Genomic DNA, 16741 nt, shown 5'->3' on the forward strand with positions numbered 1-16741 from the left:
TCAGTGGTGGACGGGTGTGCCTCGACGGCCCGACATCGCCAGGTAGAGGGCGATGAGCACGATGGCCACCACCACGCCGACGAGGAACGGGATGATGGCAAAACCGCCGTTGCTGTTGGAGTAGCCGAGTTCGTACGTCACCCAGCTGCCCACCAACGAACCGACCGCACCGAGCGCGATGGTCATCAGAACACCGATGTTCTGTTTGCCAGGCATGATCAACCGCGCCAACGCGCCGACGATGAGGCCCACGACAAGCGCGCTGATAATTGTCCCGATCATTGCTGCTCCTCAACTAAGTGACAGGTTTCGCCTGCATACCCAATTCCGGTGAGGTTCAAGCACATAACTCGACGCACAACCGTGATTCAGTTGTGACGCAAGTTGACAGTGTTGCTGCTGTGATTAATCTGAGCGTTCGGTCACGCCTGTGGCCCGCCGATCCTGGAGGGAAAACCGTGCCGATCGTTGCCGCCCGTTTCCGGCGCCTGGCCGCCGGTCTCGTGACGCTCGCGGTGACCGCGGCGCTGGCCACGACCACCGGCACACCGATCGCGGGCGCTGCCGACGGCCGCACCCTGCTGGCCACCGCCATCGCCAACACCCGCGGTTCCTACCTGGTGTACAACTTCGGCGGCGGCCACCCCGCCCCTTTGCTCAATGCCGCGGGCAACTGGTACGAGAGCGGCGGCGGCGGTCACCTGATGATCATCAAGGCCGCCTCGTCGCGGTTGGCCCCCCGACTCCTGGTAGACACCCACAACGGCTATCAGGCCCGGTGCGAGCGCACGCCGGGCGCCCGCACCGGCGACGGCCTGGTGCAGGCATCGGAGATCTACACTCCGATCGCGGCCTGGCAGGCGCTCGGGCAGCCCACCATCGCGGTCAATGCCAACTTCTTCGACATCCGCGGACAGCAACGCGGGTCCTGGAAGACCACCGGTTGCAGCTCACCGCTGGGCGCCTACGTGGACAACACGCGCGGGCTGGGACGGGCGAACGTGCCGCTCACCGGCACCGTCGCCTACGCCGGCAAGCAGGGCCTGTCCGGTGGCGACGAGGTGTGGACGCCGCTGGCGACGATGATCCTCCCGGTCGCCGGTGCTCCGTTCATGGTGATGCCCCGTTCCGGCGACGACTTCGACGCTGCCGGGCCGGTGATCAGCGACCTCATCAACAAGGGCACCCGGTTCGTCGCGGTCAGCGGCTTGGGGCTGCTCGCCCCCGGCAAGACAGGTCAGATGAACGACCCCGGCCCGTCGGCCGCCCGGACCGCGCTGGCCTACGCCCGCGATCGCGACGAGATGTACGTGTTCCAGGGCGGCAGTTACACCCCCGACCAGATCCAGGATCTGTTCCGTGGCTTGGGCAGTGATACCGCCATCCTGCTCGACGGCGGCGGCTCCTCGGCGATCGTGCTGCGGCGCGACACCGGCGGCATGTGGGCGGGAGCGGGCGTGCCCAAAGGATCGTGCGACACCTACCAAGTGCTGTGCGATTCCCGCGAACGGGCGCTACCCAGCTGGCTTGCCTTCAATTGACCGCGGGTGGCGCCTTCGGTTCGTACGGGGTGTACCACCACCATTGGGCGCGTTCCCCGGTCGGTCCTTTGCACGGTGGTACGTCCGGTGGGGCTGTGGTCGGCGGGCGGGCCAGTGCCGCTCCGGTCAGCGGTCGGCCTTCTTCGTCGGTGATTGTGAGTCGGTCGGCCGGCCCGGTGAGGGTGATCCCACCCTGGTGGTGCAGTCGATGATGGAACGGGCAGAGCAACACCAGGTTCGACAGGTCGGTGCGCCCGCCGTCCTCCCAGTGCACCAGATGATGGGCATGCAGGCCGCGGGTGGCCCCGCAACCGGGCACCACACAGGTCGTGTCGCGGTGCTCCAGAGCGCGCCGCAGGCGGCGGCTGATGGTGCGGGTGGTGCGCCCGGACCCGATCGGGGTGCCGTGGCGTTCGAACCACACCTCGCAGGTGGCATCGCAGAGCAGGAACCGGCGCTCGGCGTCGGTGAGGGCGGGCCCCAGATGCAGGGCGGCGATGGGTGTGTGGGCGTGGCGGTCCAGGTCGAGATGGGCCACCACGGTGGTGTGTGCCCCGTGCGGGCGCGCGGCCACGTCGGTGTCCCAGCCGGCCTCGACCAAACTCATGAACGCATCGACAGTGTTGGGGAATGGCGGCGCCTGCTCGGGCGGGGTGTCCGGGCCGTCGTCATCGTCGACACCGTCGCGCGTGACATGGTCGGCGTCGTGATCGCGTCTCCAGTCCGCGACCAACGCGTCCCGGTGCGAGGCGACCGCGGCATCGAATTTCGCGGCCTCCAGCTTGGACAGCCGGATCTTGTAGGTGGTGAACTCACCCCTGGTGTAGGAGGTGATCTCGCGCCGTTGTTCGGGCTGGTGCTCGGGTTGGGGCCGGGGTTCCTGTTTGACCGCGGTCCGCAGTTGAGTCACCGTGGCTTACTGCACCAGATTCGCGTAGTGCTCATCGCAGCCCTGGCCGCCGCGCTCGGCGATCACCCCGATCTGATCAAGGGAGACCCGACCTTCGCGTAGTCCTCGTGTGCAGCGTGGTAGTTCGTCCATGCGGTGTGCGACGGCGACCATGGTTTCGGCTCGCCGTGGGGTGACGCCGGTTTTCCAGGCCACCAATGACTCGATCGACCGGCACCCGGTGGCACCCCACAACGAAGTGCCGTCCGCGGTGTTCCTGCCGTCGATCTCGGCGATGATCTCCACCAGCCGGCCATCGATGGCGTTGCGCTGCCCGGTCAGCTCGGCGATCTCGTCGAACAACACATCCAGCCGCGGTGTCACGTAGTGCTCGGCGAAAGGTGTTGTCGGCGGCGGCATACCAGAAGTCTTGCAACCGGGTCCGACACGTGAGGGCACACCGTGCGGGTCTCGATTACGTCAGGACAGAGTTATCCACAATCGCCGATTCATCCACAGCTCCCCGTGCCGGATCGCACCCAGATCGGACAGGCCGCGGACTTATGCGGCTGCCTTATCGGGCTGGTCGGCGTCGGCCTTCTTGGTCTCGGACTTCTCGGTGTCCGACTTTTTGGTCTCCGACTTCTTGGTCACGGGCTTCTTGGTGTCCGACTTGGTCTCGGACTTGTCGGTGTCGGACGTGTCCGTGTCATCCACGCTGCCATCGGCGGACTGCTGCTTCTTCTTCGGCGCGAATGCCTTGGTGATATCCCGCACGAGGTTGCGCAGCGGATTCTTCTTTGCGGTCGGCTTCCCGGTCACCTGATCGGTGTCGGCACCAGGTTCGGCAGCGATTTCCTCGGCCGCCGTCTCGTCATCAGGAGTCGCCTCGGACTCCACCGCCGGCTGCTCGGACTCCGCGGAGTCCGACTCCGGGGCAGCATGTTTGGGCGCAGTGCCCGAATCGGCCGGAATCTCCGCGTCCGGCGCAGCGGCGTGCTTGCCGGCCGATACGTCACCGTCGGGCTGCACCGAAAGGGTGACCAGTTTGGGTTCGGAGTCCGGCAGTTCCCCGGCCGCCGCAGCCAGCGTGCGCGACGTATTGGCGGCCTGCCTGCTCGCCTGGCCGGTGAGTCCACCGACCAGATCGTCGATCCCGTCCTGCAGCCCCGCCGTCAGGCCGCCCAGGTTCAGTCCGCGGGTGAGGGTCTTGAGCAGCTTGCCGAGGTTCTCCAGAACATTCGGCGGGGCGGCGGTGGGATTGCCGCTGAAGAACTCCTTGTGGAAACCGTTGACCAGAGAGGTCATCACGTCGTTCATCGCGCGGCCCCAGTTGACCTTCGGGAACGACAGGAACGGGGTGGCGGTGTCGGCGTCGTCCAGCGTGCGGGTATAGGTGCCGTCCGGATTACGCACCACGTCCGTGTAACCCAGGTTCACCAGACTGGTCAGCGCCGGTGCCAATGCGTTGGCCAGCCGGATCGGGATGGTGCCCAGCGTCCCGAAGCTCACCATGTTCAGCACGTCACCGGCCAGGTACAGCGGCTCGAGCAGGGGCAACGTCTTGGTGGCCAGCGTGAGATAGACGTTGAGCGCCAACGGATTGCCGAGGTTCAGCGCGTCGGCCACCGTCTCGCCGACCTCGCCGAGGATCTGGTCCAGTGCGCTGTCCAGTTCCACCCCGCGCAAAATGTAGGACGCACCGATGGTCCCGGCCAGCAGATTGTTGAACAACGTGAAGGGGTTCGGCCACGCCGCGAAATCGGAGTACGGCTGATACTGGACGGTGGCGTCCACCTTGATCGGCACCAGGTTGCCCGCGCCGAGCTCGATTCCGGTGCCCAGCACCGGGATTCCGACACCACGGTTGGAGGTGACGACGTCGGGGCTGATGATGTCGATGCCGAGGCGCTCGAACAGCGGGTAGAAGCGGGCCAGCATGCCACCGTTCGCGCGGCCGACATTGTTGGCCAGGATCAGCGGCAGGATCGTCAGGCTACCCAGTGGTCCACCACCGGCGCCCACCCTCGGCTGGTTGGCAAGGTCGGCGAGCACCTGGTGGTAGGCCGAGCCGGTCGCCATCGCACCGAAACCGAAGCCGATGGTGATCGGGACCCGCACATCTATCACGTCGAGCCCCAGATCCGGGGTGAGGACGTCGATCAAATTGGTGACCACGGCGAGCAGCGGCCCGACCGCGGGGATGTCGTCGACCGCAGCGTCGGCGAGGTCCAGGATCCCGTCGAGCAGTCCTTCCACACCGACCGACAGATACGGGGTGCTGTTGATGGCCTCGGCCACCGCATTCGCCGTGCCCGGAGTCCACCCCAAATCCAGGCCCGCGATCATCTTCAGCAGTGCGAAAGGTTCACCGGCAGTGACGAATTTGATCCCGGGGATGTCCAACCCGGACAGGTTCAGCGGATCGGACAGATCCAGGCCGACGATGCCGAGCAGGCCCGACAGCGTCACGTTGCCGGCCCCGTCGGTGATGCCGAGCAGCGATAACAGGTCGACCAACGGCCCGACCAGAAGGTTCGGCAGCACCTCCTGCAGCAGCGGGCTGAGGTCGATCGGGATGGCGCCCAGCACCTCGTCGAGCAGGCCGGCCGGAATCGCGGTCAGCAGATCCTGCAGGTTCAGACCCAGCCCGCCGGCGATGTTGAAGTTGCGCACCAACGCACGCTCGTAGGACTCGATGAAGTCCTGCACCGAGTTGTACGCGGTCTTACCCGCGCCGCCGGTGATGTCGGAGTAGGTTCCGGGCGGACCGAACGGGCTGACCGAGGCGCTCAGATCGACCGGCTGCTCCACCAGCCTCAGGTAGTGCTCTTCCGGGCGGGGCGTCGGGGTCGGTGCTGCGGCGCCCACGGTCAGCGCCGTCGCCGTCGCGGTCGCCGCCGTGACCACCGCAACCCGCCTGGTCCGCTCCGCCACGTTCCGGTGTTTCCCGGCCATATCCCCGCGCCTCCCCGATTGCCAGTGAACTCTCAGCGAAAACTTAACATCAAGATCGTCCGGACCGGGGCGTTTGTACCGGTAATTACCTCCGGCGTCGATCTGCTTTGCCGCAAGGCTTTTCGTGACGCCATGGGCCACACATTCGCCACAGCGTCACACCGTCGCGGCCCGAATGTAGCGGCGGATGCACTGTTGGGCCGGCGGCACCACGCCCGACCACGACCGATGCCGTCCCCCGCGACATGGCGGGCCTTTGCGAAATCGGCACGGTCGCGCACAGCCGGACTACTGCGCCTCGCCCGCTGCTTCGTTCCAACCGCCGCGCGGAAAACCATTTGACCGTCTCCGCGCGGTGCAGGATGGTTCGACGGTGCTCATTCGCCGTGAAACACCCGCCGATATCGAATCCATCAGTTCAGTTGTCGGCGCAGCCTTCCGCGGCGCCGAGCGCAGCGCACCTCCGGTCGAGCCGGGCGGAGCACCGGGCGAGGTGACCCTGGTGTCCTGGCTGCGTGAAGATGCCGGCTGGATACCGGAGTTGTCCCTCGTCGCGGTCGAGGACCGGACCGTCGTCGGTCACGTCGTCGCCAGCCGCGCCTTTGTCGACGACCAGCCGGCAATCGGCCTGGGCCCGCTCAGCGTGTCGCCCGAGCGGCAGAAGTCAGGAGTCGGCGCGGCCCTGATGCATGCCGCCCTGGGTGCGGCAGATGCGCTCGGGGAGTCCCTGGTGGGACTGCTCGGTGAGCCCTCCTACTACGGTCGCTTCGGTTTTGTACCGGCACGGACTGTCGGCATCGCAGGTTCGGACGCCTCCTGGGGCGATTACTTCCAGATCCGGACCCTGACCCGGTACACCGGTCAGAGCGGCAGCTTTCGGTACGCGGCGCCCTTCGACCGATTCTGAAGGCTCGGGACGGCTAGGGCACATCGGCCGCATTACCGATCGTCCGGCGCCTCCGGGCCGAACACGAAGATCAGCGCCGCCGCGGTGACGATCACGGCGGCCAACCCGATCACCGGTGCCACCACCTTCAGGGTGAGGGTCGCGCCGAGGACCGCACCCGCGCACATGGTGAGCACCACTGTGTAGCGCAGCTTCTCGCGCCGGCCGGTGCCACCGGCCAACCGGCTGTCGAACCCGATGCCCACGATGGTCTGGGTGAGCACCGTGGTGCTGAGTTCCTGGATGCCGAACTGGCGGGCACTCGCGTTCTGGATGCCGAAAGCAACTGCCAGCCCGGCGATCAGGATGAGTTTGGTGTCGTCGTCATAATGCAGCACACCGGCGCCGGCCAAGATGGCGAGCGTCACCAGCAACACCACTTCCACCGCCAGTGCGGTCGGCAACCAACGCCGTACCGACGGGCCCCGGTGCCGGACCAGACGGCCCCCGATGACGGCGCCGGTGACGAAGCTCAGGAAGGCCACCACCGCGGCCCACAGGTCGACGCCGGAATGGGGTACGAACCAGAAACCCAGGAAGATGACGTTGCCGGTCATGTTCGCCACGAACACATGTCCCAGCACCAGCACGCTGACCGCGTCCACGAGGCCGGTGGCGAACGTGAGCAGCAGCAGCGCCGTGACGGTGAGCCGGTGCGAGACAGGTGATTCCATACCGGCAATCCGCGGCACTAGAGCCGGGGTGTCAGATCCAGCGAGGTGATGGCGTTCATCTTCGTGATGAGCCAGTCGGTTCCGTGCTTCTCCATGATCAGACGGTAGGACAGGTAGCGCAGCGACGGGATGTTCTTGGTCACCGGGCTGGTCGCAACCGAGTTGGTGTACACGATCGCCGAGGCATTGCCGTCATCGAGGGATTCCACCGCGGTTCCGAGCACCTGCGTGTTGTTGGACACCTGGGCCTGCTTGTTGGGTGCGGCGATGGCATCGATGTACTTGCGGTACTCGACCTCGAAATCGCCGCCGAGGAACCTGGCGGCCCGGTCCGGCAGGGTCTCCATGTCCTCGGGTGTGTACGTCCACAGTGTGCTGATGGCGTCGGCGGCGGTGCCGGCGATGTCGAGCTTGACCTGCACCAGCGCCCGATCAGTCAGATAGGGCGCTGCACTGGCCCCGGCGAACGCGGCGGCGGCGACGAACGCCGCGGCCCCGGCGGCGGCAGCCACCTTCACCCCCCGACCCGGAGGGCGGTGCGGCACCAGGACCTCGGACGTGGCGGCCTCGGTTTCGGTCGCGGCCCCGGTGTCGGTGTCGGTGTCGGCCTGGGAGGTCAGATCACCTGAATCAGCCGGCTGATCTTCCACTGCTGTCCCTCCTTGATCGCTGTTGCCAGCCAACGACTTCCGGTCTCGATGGTCTGCTTGCCGTCCGGGGTGGTACTGGTCATCTTGGTGGCGACCAGGACATCGGCACTGCCGTTGTCGTTCCACCGCTGCACGCCCGCCTCCAGAACCTCCCCGGTGGTGGGCTCGGCGCGGGCCACCTGCAGCACGATCTCATTCTGCTTCTCGGTGAACGTCTGCACGAACTCTCCGGTGCCCTGGGCCCGGATCCGGTCGGCGTAGTCGTTGGCGTTGAACGGGTCCAGTGTGGTGTAGGCGGTCATGAACGCGCGGACATAGCCCAGCGCATCGGCATCCCGGATCTGTGTCTGCCGGTTCGACTCGTGCGCCACCGTCATGAACGACGCCCACCCCAGCGCCACCGCGACCAGCAGCGCGGCCAGCCCGGCGACCACCGGCAGCCCCCACCTGGCCGGCCGGTCGACCGGGGCGACGAAGAAGTCCGGGGCATCGGGATCGACGATGCGGCGCGGGCTCATCGGCCACCTCCGGCTTGCGCCGTGCTGGTGTACGGCCGGGTCAGCACGCTCAGATTCCGTACCTGCCAGCGGTCACCGGTCTTGACGAAGTCCACCCGGACGGTAGCGGTGATGAACCGCATGGTGTTCGGGTCGTTACCGCGCTGGCCCTGCATCGCCAGCAGCATCGATGCGGTGTCCGGCGTCAACTCCGGCTGCTCCAGCACCGCGCTGTTGACCGTCCAGTACTCGTTGGCCACCAGCGGCGCCTTCCGCAACGCCTCCTGCTGTTCGACGAGTTGCGGCCGGTAATCGTCGGCGGCCAGCGACTGCGCCCGGGCAAAGTCCTGCTCGGCGGTCTGCGGCGCATAGCTCAGGATCTGTTCGACGATGCGCGCGCCCTGTGCGCTGATCTCGGTGCGCGCCGCGTCCAGAGCCTGTTCGTGGCGGTACACCACCAGATACCCGGCCGCGGTCGCTGCGGCGCAGACCAGCGCGGCGGTCGCCAACCCGATCGCCACCGGACGACGCAGGTCCCGTTCGGGTTCACCGACCCGGCGAACTTCGGTGCGCAACAACAGGTCTGCGAAGGTGCGATGTCGCCGGTCCCACAACGGCCACAGCCAGCCGAGGAAAACCGCGGCGGTGTCGAGCAGGTGGGCGAGGTCACGGGCCAGCAACCGACCGGCGCCGGCGGGTGTGCCGTCGGCGCGCAGCACCCGGATTCCGGTCACCGCGCGGCCCACCGTCCACCCCGTCCGGGCCGGCAGGACCCAGCGGTTGGCCATCACCGCCAGACCGGTCAGGACCGCCAGGCCGATGTAAACCCACCACAGCCAGCCGAACAGCGGTGCGGACCACCCCAGCAACGCCAGGGTCCCGATCAGCGCGAGACCGAACAGCACGTCGATGCCCAGCGCGCCGGCCCGCGCACCCCAGGAGGCCAGAGCCGCCTCGTCGTGCGGTTGGGTCTGCTCGGCGTCGGTGCTGCTCTCGGCGAGGACGTCCGTCACGTGGTGACCTGGACCAGGTTGGCGATCTTGTAGGTGCCGTCGGCGCGCTGCATGGTGACCCGCAGCCGGTAGCCCTGCTCCTGGTTGGCCGTCTCGGAATTGGTCACCTTGGTGCGCACCGCCACCAGCACGTCGACCGAACCGTCGTCGTGGTGGCGTTCAACGGCGGCCCGCAGATCGGCGACCTCGACGGTGGCCTTGGCCGCCTGGTAGGCCTCGACCATCATCGAGCCGTAGAACACCGCCTGCGCGCCGAAATCACCGGTCGCGCAGTCCACGATCTTGGCCTGCGCCGCCCCCATCGAGGCGGTGTCGGGGGCCTGGGTGGCCGTCACACAGTCCTTGGCCGCCTGCAACGCGACGGCGTCGTCGCGGGCGATCTGCGCACTGCGGTCATTGGACTGCACCAGCAGGTAGCCGGTCACGGTGAGGCCCGCCGCGAGTGCGAAAAGTGCGGCGCAGATGCCGGTCAGCCAGCCGCGGCCGAGCCGGCCGTGGTTGGTTTCCTCGGGTGCAGCGGGAACCGCCTCCTCGGCGGCCGGGGTGTCGCTGGCGTCGTCGTCTGGGTCGGTGGGGTTCAGCCGGCTGGTGCCAGCATCTCCTTCCATCCGTTCTCTCCTGGGTTATTCGAGTTGTTGACCGAGTACTTGACCCCGTCGGGTCCGACCACCTCTCCGCTGGACGGGCTGTAGACCGCCGACGGACCTGTTGCCGGAGTGTAGATGCAGGGGTTGGGTTGCTGTCCACTGCAGGTGACCGTGCCCTGGCCGGGCGGGGTGAGCGGATCGCTGGTCGGCAGCGTCGCCTGCGGGGGCGGCAGCTGGCTGGCCGGCAACGGGTTGATCCCATTGTTGATCGACGGTGCCGGGATCACCTGGCCGGGGTTCACCGGTTGGGTGCAGCGCGCGCCGGCGGCCGGGCAGTCGACGATCTGGTTGGGGTCGCCGTACCAGGGGTTGGTGCCCAGCGGGATGTAGGGCTCATCGCTGCGGCACTCCCGCGGGCTGGCCGCCCGCTTACCCGGCACATCCACGCACGGATAGTTGCGCGCGCCGCGCACCGCGTTCGGCGCATCCTTGGGGATCTTGCAGTACAGCCCCTCGGGCAGCGGTTCGGTCTTGGTGTCCGCCGGCGACCGCCACTGCGAGGCCGGCAGGAAGCCCGTCAGGCACGGCGGCGGACTGTTGATGCCGAGGCCGAAGTGCAGCAGACCGTCCGGCGCGAAGATCGTCGCCGTCTGCGCGATGGCCGCACCCTGCGGCAGTACCACCAGCACCTGCTCGACGTTCTTGTTGTAGCGCTTGAGCATGTCGATGACGACTTCGAGGTTGGCCAGGGTCTGGGGCAACGATTCCCGCACATCGCCGAACACCGCGTTGAGTTGGTCGGCCGTCGGCGCCGCCTGCTGCAGCCCGCTGCGCAGCGCCGCGTCCTTCTCCGCGGTCTGCGCGGTGATGGTGTTCAGGTTGGCCGCCCACCGCCCGATCGCATCCCCGGACTGCACCTGCGATTCGATGATCGGTGCCGAGTTCTCGACGAGGTCGGTCACGCTGGGAAGGTTCTGCCGGAAGTCGCCGGCCAGGTTCTGGGTGGCATCGACGAGGCGCTGCAGGGAGGGGCCCAGCCCGCCGACGGCCTTGGCCGTCTCGTCGAGCAGCACGCCGATCTTCTCCTTCGGCAGCGCGGCCAGACCGCGTTGCGCCGAATCCAGCGCGGGCCCCACCTCGGCGGGCACCCGGCCCTCGGTGATGGTGTCACCATCGGTGAAGAACTGCTGGACGTCGTCGGGCGATACCAGGTCGAGGAACTGCTCGCCGACCGCGGACACCGAGTGCACGTTGGCGATGGTGTCGACGGGCACCTTGGTGTCGTCGTCGATGTCCATCGTCACCCGGGCGCCGGTCTCGGTGGGCTCCACCTCGATGACCTTGCCCACGGTGGTGCCGCGGAAGGTGACGTTGGCGGTCTTGTACAGCCCGGCCGAGTTGGGCAGTTCGGCGTAGAGCCGGTACATGCCGATGCCGGCGTAGGTCGGCAACCGCAGATATCCGATGGACAGCACGACCAGTGCGACCACGGTCAGCACAACGAAGATCAGCAACTGGGTCTTGATCATCCGGGTCAGCAGCATGTGTCACTCCGACCTTTCGATCAACGGGCCGCCGGGCACGTTGTTCGGGTTGGGGGTGAACCGCACATCCGGGATCATCGTCGCCGGATCGCGGCCCCAGGCCTGCTCGAGGGCGCGCAGCATACCGGAAAGCCCGGTCCCCGAGAGGAACCCGTTGTCGATGGCACTCAGCGTGAGGTCGATGGTGACGGACACGTTGATGTAATCACCGCGGATCGCCTTCGGGATGTTCTCGATGTTGAACGGCACCGTCAGTAGCAGCTTCAGCGCGCCCACCAGATACGGCGAGGCCTTGGCCAGCTCCCGCAGCGGACGCTGCAGGTTGGCCAGGTTGGTGTGCAGGTTGGCGTTGGTGTTGCTCAGGGTCTCGTCGGCCGTCGCGCTGAGTCGGCCCAGCGAGGTCACCGCATCGGCGAACAGGTCCCGGGTCTCCGCGAAATGCTGGATCAGCGGCGGGAACTCGGTCAGCACCCGGTCCAGCGTCTCGGTGCGCTGACCGACGATGGTCAGCAGCCGATTGGTCGAGTCGATGGCGCGGGTGAGGTCCTCACGCTGCTTGTTCATCTCATCGGTGAAGGTGTCCAGCCGGTTGAGGAACTCCCGGATCTCACCGGACCGCCCGGTCAGGATCGCGTTGACCTCGTTCTGGATCACCTCGATGTTCGGGATGCCGCCGCCGGTGAGGATGCCCGAGATGCTGGCCAGCGTCCGTTCGATGGTCGGGAACGCCGACGAGTTCTGCAACGGGATGGTGTCCCCGTTGCGCAGTGGCTCCGGTGAGGGATCCTCGGGCTCATCGAGTTCGACGTGCTGGGAGCCGAGCAGCGAGGTCTGCCCGATCCGCGCGAGCGCGTTCTTCGGCAGTTCCACGCCCGGTTCCAGGTCCACCGTCAGCAGTGGCACCCAGTTCTTCAGTTCGATCTTGCGCACCCGGCCGACGAACACGTCGGCGACCCGCACCCGGCTGTTGGCGTTGAGGGCCAACGTTTCCGGCATCTGGATGTAGATCGTCGAATGCCCGTCCTGGGTGCCGGGGCCGCCGGGCAGCGGCACGTTGGCGATGCCGCGCCACTGCCCGCAGGAGCTGAGCATCAACGCTGCTGCACCGAGAGCGACGGTGCGCAGACCCAGTCGTTTCCAATTGCGAGCCATCAGGCACCCCCTGCCTCGGCGGGCAGCGGGGGCCCCGCGGGTGCCGCGGGTGCTGCGGGTGCCGCGGGCGCTGCGGGACCGCTGACCGGAGCCGCCGGTGGCGGGTTCCCGGGGATCACACCGGGCGCCGGTCCCGGCGGCGGGCCGGGCTGCGGGTACCACGGCGGCGGCAGCGGACTGCTCTCGTTGTAGGCGTTGGGCGGTCCGGGCAGGTTCCCACCCGGGGGCACACCGAACGCCGGCGGCGCCGGGGGCGGCACGATGTCGGGTCCACCGAGCAAGGCCGCCAACGAATCGGGGGTCAGCATGTTCGCGGTGAACGGCTGCACCTCGACACCCTGCATGCCCGGCGCGACGATCCAGCCCGGCTCGTGGTTGCCGTGCGAGAACAGGGTGTCGCGGGAGAAGATGCCCGGGACGGTGGTGTCCTTGTAGCCCGGGGGCGGACGCAACCGATCCTCGGAGTAGGCGATCTGCTTGGGCAGCGTCATCGCACCGGCGGCCAGGTTCATGCCGAACGGGATGAAGTTGAACTTCATCGCGTCGAAGATCGGCGCCAGGTACTGCGCGCACAGTTCGGCGGATTCCTGGTAGCCCAGCCGGCTGCCGGCCTGGATGGAGCTGCAGATGAAGTTCAGCGGGTTGGAGAAGTTCGTGACGCCGGGCAGCACCGGCAGGCCGACGATGCCGCCCTGGTTGGGAGCCACCACGTTGACCACGTTGGACACCAGGTTCGGGTAGGAGTGCAGCGCGGTCTCCAACCCGTTGCGGGGTTCGGGCTGCAGGATCGCGTTGGTCACCTCGGCCAGATTGTTGACGTCGTTGGTGAGCGGGGTCCCGTTCTCGTCCAGGAACTTCCGGGTGGTGGCCAGCACCTTGTTCAGGTCGTCGAGCGCGGTCGCGACCTCCCTGTCGGTGTTGGTGAACGAGTTGGTGAACTGCGCCAGATCGTTGTTCAGCGCCACGAACTGTTGATCGCTCTTGTGCAGCGCGTTGACGAAGACGGCCAGGCTCTTGACGGTCCCGACGAGATCTCCGCGGCCCTCGTTGAGCGCGGTCACCGCATCCGAAAGTCCTTGCAGCGTCTTGTTGAACTGCTCACCCTTGCCCTCGAAGCCGTCGGCGAAGGATTCCACGATGTCGCCGAACGGGCCCTTGGGCTGTTCCGGGGTCGGGCCCAGGTCGGCCAGCAGGCGGGTCACCTGATCGCGCAGTTGGTCGTACTCGACCGGCACCTGGGTGCGGTCCATCCCGATCACGGCGCCGTCCTGCATGGCCGGGCCACCGGTGTAGGGCGGGGACAGCTGGATGACGCGGGAGGCCACCAGCGACGGGTTCAGGATCGAGGCGCTGGCGTTCTCGGGCACCTTGTACTTGCTGTCCCAATGCATCACCACACGCATCCGGTCGCCCTCGGGTTCGATCGAATCGATCGAACCGACCTTGACGCCCATGATGAGCACCTTGTCGCCGGGGTACAGCGCCAGGGTCTCGGGGAAGTACGCGGTGACCGAGGTGGTGGTCAGCTTGCGGTAGACATTCCAGCCGACCGCCGCGGCTCCCACCGCGACCACCAGCACGATGGCACCGAGGATGACCGCCGTCTTGGACAGGTGCGGCAACTTGATGTTGCGGATGTTGAAGATCGTCGACATGTGTTCGCCCCTACCCCTCTTGCGATCCGGGCGTCAGGAACGGCGGGTTACCGGGCAGCGGCGGGGTCCCGGCCGGGGACAGCTGCTGACCGGGTCCGGGCGGAGGCGGCGGTCCGGGCAGGATCGGCGCGGGCGGCGCGACTCCGGGGATCGGACCCGGCGGAGCGGGCACCCCGGGCGGCCCGACCGGGACCGTGCGCGCACCGGGCGGGCCGGGCGCGATCGGCACCGGGGTGCCGGGCACGCTGGGGGGCAGCTGGCCGGGGACGGCCGCGCTGGGGATACCGGGGGTGGGCCCGAGCCCGTGCGCGTTCGGATCGGAGGTCTGCACTCCGACCGGGCCGTGATAGTTCGGGCCGTACGGGTTGTCGCCGAACGGGCCGACGCTCAGGCCCGCACACGGCAACGGGTTGCCGGGCCGGGGCAGGCCGTCGGCCGGCGGGGTGTAGGAGCACGGCGATCCGGGCGGCACCGCGGGGCCGGGGAACTCCGGGGTGCCTTCCAGCACGCGCGGAGCCGGCGGCGGCGCGCCGTTCTCGAACCGGGTGCCGTTCGGGTCCGGGAACTGGAAGGCGGGCAGACCGGCGTTGCGCCAGAACTGTTCTGGATCGATACCGCGCTTCTTGAACGCCGCATCCACGAACGGCTGCAGCAGCGTCGGAGGCAGCAGGTTGACCAGCATGACCTTGAAGTACGGGCCGGAGGCCAGTGCCTCGGCCAGTGAGGTGATGAATTTCCCTGCGACGCTGAGGGTGTCGGCCAGATCCTGTTTGCGCTCCACCAGCGTGTCGCTGACGGTGTTGAGCTGGGTCAGCACGTGGTTGAGGTTCGGGTTGTCATCGATGAGGCCCGACACCTGCGTCGAGACAGCCGAGACCCGTTCCAGCAGCAGGCTGACGGCACGGCTGCGCTCGTTGACCGCGGCCAGCAGCGTCTGCGCATTCACCAGCAAGGCGTTCACCTGACCGCTGCGGTCGCCCAGGACGGAGGCGATCTTGTTGGCATTGGCGAGCAGCTGCTTGAGGTCGTCATCGCGCTTGCCCAGGGTATCGGAGAACTTCTGCACGCCTTCCAGTGCCGACTTCAGGTGCGGCGCGGTCTGATCGACGGTCTCGGACAGCACGTTCAGCGACTGTTTGACCGCCTGCGTGTCCCAGCCCGACGAGGCCCGGGTCACGTCGAGGAACGCGTCGTAGATCTGGTACGGCGTCTGGGTCTGCTCGACCGGCAGGTACCCACGCGGTTCCAGGACCCGGTCACCGCGGGGCTCGACCTCGATGTTCTTGCGGCCCAACACGGTATCGGTGCGGATCGCTGCCCGGCTCTCGGTGCCGATCTGCATACCACCGAGGGTGTAACCGATCTCCACCTTGTCGCCGGTGATCTCCATGCTCTGCACGGTGCCGACGTCCACGCCCGCTATTCGCACCTTGTCGCCGACGTTCAGGCCGCCGGTGTCGTTGAACTGGGCGTAGTAGGTGGGTACCGCGAACAGCATCGGCACGCTGGTGATGGACGAGCCCACCCCGATGACGAGCAGCACCGTGACGACGCCCATCACGCCCTTGCGGATACGGTCCGATCCCTGGATTGTCCTCATTGCGGCGTGCACCTGCCCGTCGGCTGGGTGGTCACCTTGACGGTGCGGACCGGGCCACCCGGCTGAGCCCCGTTGAGCCGCAGCGAAAGATCGCAGGCATAGAAGTTGAAGAAGTCACCGTAGATACCGCCGGCGCGCCCGATCACCTTCAGCGCGGCCGGGATCTGGGTGACGATCTTGCTCACCTCGTCGAGCTGATCGATCAGCGGCTCCTGGATGGTCTCCAGGTAGCCGACGGTGTCCCGCAGCAGCGGCCGATTGTCGGCCAGCAGGTCCGACAACGATCCCGCGGCGTTGCTGATGTCGGCGACCGAGGATCCGATCGGGTCGGCGCGGTTCTTCAGACCGGTGATCAGGGTCTCGAAGTTCTTCAGGGTGTCGTCGAGCTGCTTCTGATGTTTGACGGTGGTGTCCAGCACGGTATTGAGGTTGGTGATGACCTCGCCGATGGCCTGGTCGCGGTCGGCCAGCGCGTTGGTGAGTTCGGCCGTCTGGTCCAGGATGTCGCTGATGGTGCCGCCCTGCCCCTGGAAGATGGTGATGATCGAGGTGGCGATGTTGTTGACCTTGTCCGCGTCAAGGGATTTGAACAGCGGCCGGAACCCACCGACGAGCGCGTCGAGGTCCAGGGCCGGTTCGGTGCGTTCCACCGGGATGGTGCTGCCGCCGGGCAGCACGGTGTCGCTGTCGCCGCGGCGCAACTCCACGTAGCGGTTGCCGATCAGGTCCAGATACCGGATGGCGGCGGTGGTTTCGCTGAACAGTTGCAGGTTGCGTTCCACCGCGAAGTCGACGCGCACCTGCTCGCCACCGTCGATGAGCACGACGTCCTCGACCTTGCCGACCTCCACGCCGTAGGCCCGCACGAACTGACCGGCCCGCAGACCGCTGGCGTTCTCGAAGATGGCCGAGTACCCGGTGGTCCGGTCGAACCGTAGCTGCGCGAACACCACGAAGATGACCGCGGTGAAGGTGAGCAGCACCGCGGAGATCGCGGCCAGCTTGAAAAGTGTTCCTCTGATGCTCATTTTGTAC

Annotated in this window: 14 protein-coding genes and 1 pseudogene; 2 read left to right on the forward strand and 13 right to left on the reverse strand. The window is 67.4% G+C overall.

Annotated features, from left to right (window positions below):
- Entirely contained in the window at positions 1–282 is a 282-nt protein-coding gene (locus V4U86_RS27620) for a GlsB/YeaQ/YmgE family stress response membrane protein (protein ID WP_395309017.1), read from the reverse strand.
- Positions 283–458: 176 nt separating this feature from the next.
- On the opposite strand from V4U86_RS27620, the gene V4U86_RS27625 reads away from it, so the two are divergent.
- Positions 459–1541: a phosphodiester glycosidase family protein gene (locus tag V4U86_RS27625; protein ID WP_395309018.1), complete on the forward strand. Its 1083-nt coding sequence runs from the start codon at positions 459–461 to the stop codon at positions 1539–1541.
- Here V4U86_RS27625 and V4U86_RS27630 read toward each other — a convergent pair.
- Together V4U86_RS27630 and V4U86_RS27635 are read right to left on the reverse strand one after the other, a co-directional pair.
- Positions 1534–2850, reverse strand: a pseudogene (locus V4U86_RS27630) (DUF222 domain-containing protein). The gene V4U86_RS27625 and the pseudogene V4U86_RS27630 sit on opposite strands and share 8 nt — an antisense overlap.
- A gap of 141 nt (positions 2851–2991) precedes the next feature.
- A complete protein-coding gene (locus tag V4U86_RS27635) occupies positions 2992–5367 on the reverse strand; it encodes a hypothetical protein (RefSeq protein WP_395309019.1) in 2376 nt (791 codons plus the stop codon).
- A 394-nt stretch (positions 5368–5761) separates the two neighbouring features.
- On the opposite strand from V4U86_RS27635, the gene V4U86_RS27640 reads away from it, so the two are divergent.
- Entirely contained in the window at positions 5762–6295 is a 534-nt protein-coding gene (locus V4U86_RS27640) for a GNAT family N-acetyltransferase (protein WP_395309020.1), read from the forward strand.
- 32 nt (positions 6296–6327) lie between these two features.
- Here V4U86_RS27640 and V4U86_RS27645 read toward each other — a convergent pair whose 3' ends face one another.
- The 10 genes from V4U86_RS27645 to V4U86_RS27690 are packed head-to-tail and all read right to left on the reverse strand — an operon-like array spanning position 6328 to position 16734.
- Positions 6328–7008, reverse strand: coding sequence for a YoaK family protein (locus V4U86_RS27645; protein WP_395309021.1), 681 nt, complete (start codon positions 7006–7008; stop codon positions 6328–6330).
- Between the two features lie 17 nt (positions 7009–7025).
- Complete coding sequence (locus V4U86_RS27650) at positions 7026–7691, reverse strand: mammalian cell entry protein (protein WP_425590830.1); 666 nt, start codon at positions 7689–7691, stop codon at positions 7026–7028.
- Complete coding sequence (locus tag V4U86_RS27655; RefSeq protein ID WP_395309023.1) at positions 7625–8176, reverse strand: mammalian cell entry protein; 552 nt, start codon at positions 8174–8176, stop codon at positions 7625–7627. The genes V4U86_RS27650 and V4U86_RS27655 overlap by 67 nt, the downstream gene beginning before the upstream one ends.
- Positions 8173–9168, reverse strand: a complete 996-nt coding sequence (locus V4U86_RS27660; RefSeq protein WP_395309024.1) for an RDD family protein — start codon at positions 9166–9168, stop codon at positions 8173–8175. The genes V4U86_RS27655 and V4U86_RS27660 overlap by 4 nt, the downstream gene beginning before the upstream one ends.
- On the reverse strand, positions 9165–9776 hold the full coding sequence (locus V4U86_RS27665; protein WP_395309025.1) for a hypothetical protein: 612 nt from the start codon (positions 9774–9776) through the stop codon (positions 9165–9167). The genes V4U86_RS27660 and V4U86_RS27665 overlap by 4 nt, the downstream gene beginning before the upstream one ends.
- Positions 9746–11296: an MCE family protein gene (locus tag V4U86_RS27670; protein ID WP_395312239.1), complete on the reverse strand. Its 1551-nt coding sequence runs from the start codon at positions 11294–11296 to the stop codon at positions 9746–9748. Before V4U86_RS27670 ends, V4U86_RS27665 begins: the two co-directional genes overlap by 31 nt.
- Positions 11297–11302: 6 nt before the next feature.
- The gene (locus tag V4U86_RS27675) at positions 11303–12451 is read right to left on the reverse strand and encodes a virulence factor Mce family protein (RefSeq protein ID WP_395309026.1); all 1149 of its coding nucleotides are present in this window, start codon (positions 12449–12451) and stop codon (positions 11303–11305) included.
- Positions 12451–14106 carry a virulence factor Mce family protein gene (locus V4U86_RS27680; RefSeq protein ID WP_395309027.1) on the reverse strand — a complete coding sequence of 552 codons (1656 nt, stop codon included), beginning with the start codon at positions 14104–14106 and terminating at the stop codon, positions 12451–12453. The genes V4U86_RS27675 and V4U86_RS27680 overlap by 1 nt, the downstream gene beginning before the upstream one ends.
- A 10-nt stretch (positions 14107–14116) precedes the next feature.
- Positions 14117–15706 carry a virulence factor Mce family protein gene (locus V4U86_RS27685; protein WP_395309028.1) on the reverse strand — a complete coding sequence of 530 codons (1590 nt, stop codon included), beginning with the start codon at positions 15704–15706 and terminating at the stop codon, positions 14117–14119.
- Entirely contained in the window at positions 15703–16734 is a 1032-nt protein-coding gene (locus V4U86_RS27690) for an MCE family protein (RefSeq protein WP_395309029.1), read from the reverse strand. The genes V4U86_RS27685 and V4U86_RS27690 overlap by 4 nt, the downstream gene beginning before the upstream one ends.
- Between the last annotated feature and the right edge of the window lie 7 nt (positions 16735–16741).

Source organism: Mycobacterium sp. AMU20-3851, from assembly GCF_043974665.1.
GTDB lineage: Bacteria > Actinomycetota > Actinomycetes > Mycobacteriales > Mycobacteriaceae > Mycobacterium.

Excerpts from the sequence above, each read along its gene's own strand:
- V4U86_RS27620 (WP_395309017.1), bottom strand. The coding sequence starts at position 282 with ATGATCGGGACAATTATCAGCGCGCTTGTCGTGGGCCTCATCGTCGGC.
- V4U86_RS27645 (WP_395309021.1), bottom strand. The coding sequence starts at position 7,008 with ATGGAATCACCTGTCTCGCACCGGCTCACCGTCACGGCGCTGCTGCTG.
- V4U86_RS27655 (WP_395309023.1), bottom strand. The coding sequence starts at position 8,176 with ATGAGCCCGCGCCGCATCGTCGATCCCGATGCCCCGGACTTCTTCGTC.
- V4U86_RS27665 (WP_395309025.1), bottom strand. The coding sequence starts at position 9,776 with ATGGAAGGAGATGCTGGCACCAGCCGGCTGAACCCCACCGACCCAGAC.
- V4U86_RS27675 (WP_395309026.1), bottom strand. The coding sequence starts at position 12,451 with ATGGCTCGCAATTGGAAACGACTGGGTCTGCGCACCGTCGCTCTCGGT.
- V4U86_RS27680 (WP_395309027.1), bottom strand. The coding sequence starts at position 14,106 with ATGTCGACGATCTTCAACATCCGCAACATCAAGTTGCCGCACCTGTCC.
- V4U86_RS27685 (WP_395309028.1), bottom strand. The coding sequence starts at position 15,706 with ATGAGGACAATCCAGGGATCGGACCGTATCCGCAAGGGCGTGATGGGC.
- V4U86_RS27690 (WP_395309029.1), bottom strand. The coding sequence starts at position 16,734 with ATGAGCATCAGAGGAACACTTTTCAAGCTGGCCGCGATCTCCGCGGTG.